The organism is Providencia sp. PROV122 (assembly GCF_028482365.1).
GTDB lineage: Bacteria > Pseudomonadota > Gammaproteobacteria > Enterobacterales > Enterobacteriaceae > Providencia > Providencia stuartii.
Window position 1 is genome coordinate 1 of sequence record NZ_JAMPQI010000044.1, and the last position, 4,973, is coordinate 4,973.

A 4,973-nucleotide genomic window follows, 5' to 3' on the forward strand; every position below is an offset into this window, starting at 1 on the left:
CAATATTTCGACAAAGAAACCGGCTTGCACTATAATACCTTCAGGTACTACGCCCCAGATTTAGGTCGCTTTACCCAGCAAGACCCGATAGGGCTGGCGGGGGGACTGAATCTTTATCAGTATGCGCCAAATCCACTGACGTGGAACGATCCGCTAGGACTATCGAGTTGTGCCTTAGGTCGAAATATGGGAGCAAAAACTGGTGATGGCATGGCTAACCATCATCTTATTCCTGAAGAGTTAATGAAAGATAAGAACTTTAAATATCTTTTTGATCGACTTAAAAAGATTGGTTGGGATGGTGATGGAGCTTCAAATGGAGCCTTTTTACCTGGATCAAAAGGTCTTGCTAGCAAAATGGAAATACCAGGCCATTGGTCTAATCATAATCAATATACCAGTGCTGTAAGGAATAAATTGTCTCAACTTGCAACCCAGGCAAACAAGTTGAGCGATACGCAATTAGCTCTGGGGATAAAAGAAATCCAATACTGGGCAAGGAAAGGACTTGATAATGGCTTGTTTAAAACTGATCCTAACACAGGTAGATTATTATGATTAATAGTGAAAATGAATTTTTTGTTATCGAATATTCTCCGAATGATGAAGGAATACCATATTTTATGGACCAAGAGTGGGTACCAGAATTACCTAATTATGACCTTTTTACTGCACCACCACTACCAGAGGATTTTTCAGATAATTATGCAGTTAAAATAAAGGCATATAAATTAGATGGTGATTACTTTTCAAATGATAACTTAATTTCATCTGATATGTTAATATTACTCTCCGAATTGAAGGTGAAATGTATCAGTATTCCTGTTAAAGTTAGATTGTATAAAAACAAAACCCCATCAAAAGAATATTATTTATTTTATATTCTAAGTTACTTATCTATAATGGATGAGTCTAAATCGATATTTACGATATCAAAGGATATAGAGACGGGTGAATTTAACACTCCAGATGAAAAAAACTTAGAAAAAATATACTACGAAAGAATAGATAAATTTAAAATTAGAGATGATATTCATGAGCATTTATTCATTTGTAATGAAATATCAAAACCTGTATGTTCATCATTATTTAAGAATAAGTTTGAGTCACTAAAACTATGTGGTGTTAAATTTGAAAAAATCGATGATAATTATAAATATGATGTTTGGGAAGGCTGGTAATTATCACTAAAAAAGGGCTTGTTGCAAAAATTACTTAAGTGAAAAACACTAACGTTATTGATTGTCTTTAGAGACTGTAATTTAGATTGTGTATTTGCCTGCTTTTGATAGGTTAATTTCAACAACACAGCAGGCATATTATGGACGAGAAAAAACTAAAAGCCCTTGCAGCAGAATTTGCAAAAGGGATTAAGACCGAAGCTGATCTTAATCAGTTCACTCGCATGCTGACTAAATTGACCGTTGAGACGGCATTAAGCGCCGAACTGACTGAGCATTTGGGATATGAAAAAATAGTACCAAAACAGGTATTAACATGCGTAACGGCTATTCATCTAAAACATTACTCACGGACGATGGTGATTTTGAATTGAACACGCCACGTGACCGTGAAGGCAGTTTTGAACTTCAGTTGATTACGAAAAATCAAACTCGCATCACTCTGATGGACAGTCAAATTTTATCTCTCTACGCAAAAGGAATGCCTCCCGTGAAATCGTCGCTACATTCAAGGAAATGTACGATACGAATGTTTCTCCGACCCTAATTTCAAAAGTCACTGATGCCGTTAAAGAGCAAGTCCAAGAATGGCAAAACCGACCACTCGAATCGCGGTATCCTATTGTTTATCTTGACTGCATTGTTGTCAAAGTGCGTCACGATGGCAGGGTTATCAATAAGTCTGTTTTTCTTGCATGAGCCATCAATACTGAAGGACATAAAGAACTTTTGGGAATGCGGATGGCCGAAAATGAAAACACTAAATATACCACGAATGCCATCGAGTCACTAAATAGCGTTATTCGTCATGCGATTAAAAAACGTAAGGTATTCCCCAGCGATGATTTAGTGCGTAAAGTGATTTACTTAGCGATTGAATCAGCTTCTAAAAAATGGAGCATGCCAATTCAAAACTGGAAACAGGCAATGAGCCGTTTTATTATTACGTTTGGCGACCGCCTAGACGGTCACCTTTAATAAAAGGCAAATACACAAAATTATTTACAGGGTCGCTCTGGTTAATAAAGGCAGTTAGAAGATGACCAGTCTTTAATTAATCCATTTTTATCGGTAATAAAGTTATCTACACATAAGCGAGGGTTATTAAGGTACGGGTCATTAGAACTGTTTTGGGTTTTCTTAAAGGTATACTGAGACCCCCCATCCTGTCTCTTATGAACCCCAAAAGGGCTGCCCCTTTGCATTATTAGGTCATCGATAGATTTACCAATCCAACTTTGGCGGCGATTTTTGAATTCATACTCCTCTTTTTCTCTTTCTAATTGTGCTTTTGATTTCATTGTAGTGCTATTGTTTCCATTGTTTTTGTGCTTTGCACCAGGGACACCTGTTAATGCATAAGTTATATCTGATATGGTATCTCTATGTTTCTGAGTACAACCACTTAATATGATCAGTGAAACTAAAATAATACTTAAATTGAATTTTTTATTCATCGAAGATAGCTCAAAATTAAGAATTTATAATTATTTCATATAGATATGAAATTCAAGTGTATATTGTACTAACTATAGTAATTATTAGACATATGAGAATCGTCCGATATTGAAGTAAGAATAACCTAATACCCCAATATTGCACCAATCAAAACGATACGAAAGATATTGTCCACTTCCGCTAAAATGAAACAGCGATAATTAATTTCAACCTGAAGCTTTTTGTAGTAGCAGACTGCGAGCAACCTTAACATTTATCAACAACAAACCATAACAATTGATAACAGGCAATTATTGCACAAATCCAGCCCAAAAAGGGCTTCAACGCTATATTTCTACTTCAGGATACGGGTACTATAACAGCTATCAGTATGACCTTTTAGGGTAATTACCCAGCATTTAGGCACCAAACCGCACACCACGGTGTACCATGCGTACAATGACCACAGTTATACCTCTTTAGCCCGTATTGAATGCACGGATACCCCCGTCAATCCACGGTGCGCCATCTATTACACGCACAGTGGCTTAAACGGATTGCCGGAGGCGCCCACCAACGGTGACGGTCATCTCGTTTGGCAAGGTCAATAGGGTGTTTGGGGGAATTTACAGCGTCAGGCCCGCCCTACCGGTGAGTTTAACAGTGAACAAAACCTGCGTTTTCAAGGGCAATATTTCGACAGAGAAACGGGGTTGCACTATAATACCTTTCGGTACTACGCCCCGGATTTAGGCCGCTTTACCCAGCAAGATCCTATCGGGTTAGCGGGTGGGTTAAATCTGTACCAGTATGCGCCGAATCCGCTGATCTAGGTGGACCCGTGGGGATTGAGCAGTGGTCATGATGCAAAAAATTAAGAGAAAATATGATTAAAGCAGGAAAAATTGTACCTGACTTCCAGAACGCTGCTCACCATATTATAATGCCAAATTCTAAAGATGTACGAATGCGTTGGCTACAAAGAAAAATGAAAAGATTAGGAATTGATATTAATAGTACTGAAAATGGAATATTTTTGCCTGCCAATAAAAAGGTTGAGGTTCCCGTTGGAAATAAATTACCCAGACATTCTACAATTCACACAAATGAATATAAACAGAAGGTATTTGACAGACTAAAATCAATAAAAGATAAAGAATCAATGATTAAAGAATTAGGCCGCATTTATAATGAAATCGCATCTGGAGCATTTTAAAATGAATGATATAAATTTAACGGATTACATTGCCAAACAAAAAGAGAAGTTCGATTTTATTAATACAAATATAGTCAACAACGATTATATAAATAAGAAAATAAAAGAAAAAAATCGTTAACAAAAAATATTGTTATTGGTAAAGGGATGCTATACACAACTGAACCCTACCAAAGAGAAATAAATGGATTTAAATCTGGTAAAGTTTTAAAAAAGATACCTAAAAATAGTAAAGATGTTAATTTATATCACTTTGATGAAAATGACAACATTATTATGATTTATAAGTATGGACAAAGTGAAAACATTATAAATATTGATTTTATAGACTACACTGATAATTTCTATGATGTTATTAGCATTTCAAATTCAGATAATCTAAGAAATATACAAACATTTTTCATAAAAAACAAAATGATAATTAAAGATATTAATTGGGGTAAGTATGGATGTAGCCTCTCTATTTATAGCTATAATGAAAATGGGGTTTTAATTAACATTAAGACTGAACAAAAAGAACATTCAAGTGATAACTTTTCTTACTTTAACATTGTTTTTGAGTATGTTGATAATGTTTTAAATAAAATAACCAAAGTATTTCCCAACGGATATAAAGAAGTATGTTACACATAACTTAAAAAATAACTATATGGCTGACTTAGAGAAAGAATATATTACCATTACTATGGAAATATCAGACTATTGTCTGGTAATAATCAATACACTAGCACAATAAGGAATAAAATATCTCTACTCACAAGTCAGGCATTTAGATTTGAGCCTTTAAGGATTAGATTTTAGCCTTTAATTTATATTACTACAGAACCTGTTCAACCTACTGTTTGGAAACCAAAAGAAGCCATCCAATAATTATTGCTGTTTGATATTCCTAACTCCGAATTAGTGAGTTTAAAATATTTACGATTTGAGTTTCAGTAAAACGAGCTTTTTTCATCATGACCTCTGCAAATTTTAGGGCAGAAAATCTAATTATAGCTGTCTTATTTTAGGGGAAGTGGACAACCCTCACTTACGACACACTGGGGCAGTTAGTCAGTGAGCGTAATGCCACCGGGGAATATCATCATCAATACGATGTGTTGGGGAATTTAACCCAGACACAACTGCCGAATAACCGG

The 4,973-nt window shown here is 35.4% G+C and carries 6 protein-coding genes and 1 pseudogene; 6 read left to right on the forward strand and 1 reads right to left on the reverse strand.

Translation table 11 applies throughout. From position 1 onward, the window contains the following. The 3 genes and pseudogenes from PSE69_RS19065 to PSE69_RS19075 form a co-directional block, all read left to right on the forward strand. Nucleotides 1-558, forward strand: a 558-nt coding sequence (locus PSE69_RS19065) for an RHS repeat-associated core domain-containing protein (RefSeq protein ID WP_272675319.1), incomplete at its 5' end; no start/stop codon positions are given. Next, entirely contained in the window at nt 555-1,181 is a 627-nt protein-coding gene (locus PSE69_RS19070) for an imm11 family protein (protein WP_088498668.1), read from the forward strand. The genes PSE69_RS19065 and PSE69_RS19070, both read left to right, overlap by 4 nt. 140 nt (nt 1,182-1,321) lie before the next feature. After that, a pseudogene (locus PSE69_RS19075) lies at nt 1,322-2,159 on the forward strand (IS256 family transposase). Between the two features lie 41 nt (nt 2,160-2,200). Here the strand turns inward: PSE69_RS19075 and PSE69_RS19080 are convergent. After that, nucleotides 2,201-2,638, reverse strand: coding sequence for a hypothetical protein (locus PSE69_RS19080; RefSeq protein ID WP_036943196.1), 438 nt, complete (start codon nt 2,636-2,638; stop codon nt 2,201-2,203). A 654-nt stretch (nt 2,639-3,292) separates the two neighbouring features. Here PSE69_RS19080 and PSE69_RS19950 point away from each other — a divergent pair. From PSE69_RS19950 to PSE69_RS19095, 3 genes are all read left to right on the forward strand, one after another. Continuing rightward, nucleotides 3,293-3,451, forward strand: coding sequence for an RHS repeat-associated core domain-containing protein (locus PSE69_RS19950; protein WP_237069656.1), 159 nt, complete (start codon nt 3,293-3,295; stop codon nt 3,449-3,451). Between the two features lie 53 nt (nt 3,452-3,504). Then, nucleotides 3,505-3,834, forward strand: coding sequence for an AHH domain-containing protein (locus tag PSE69_RS19090; protein WP_053109708.1), 330 nt, complete (start codon nt 3,505-3,507; stop codon nt 3,832-3,834). 147 nt (nt 3,835-3,981) lie between these two features. After that, the gene (locus PSE69_RS19095; protein ID WP_053109710.1) at nt 3,982-4,467 is read left to right on the forward strand and encodes a hypothetical protein; all 486 of its coding nucleotides are present in this window, start codon (nt 3,982-3,984) and stop codon (nt 4,465-4,467) included. Nucleotides 4,468-4,973 lie beyond the last annotated feature (506 nt).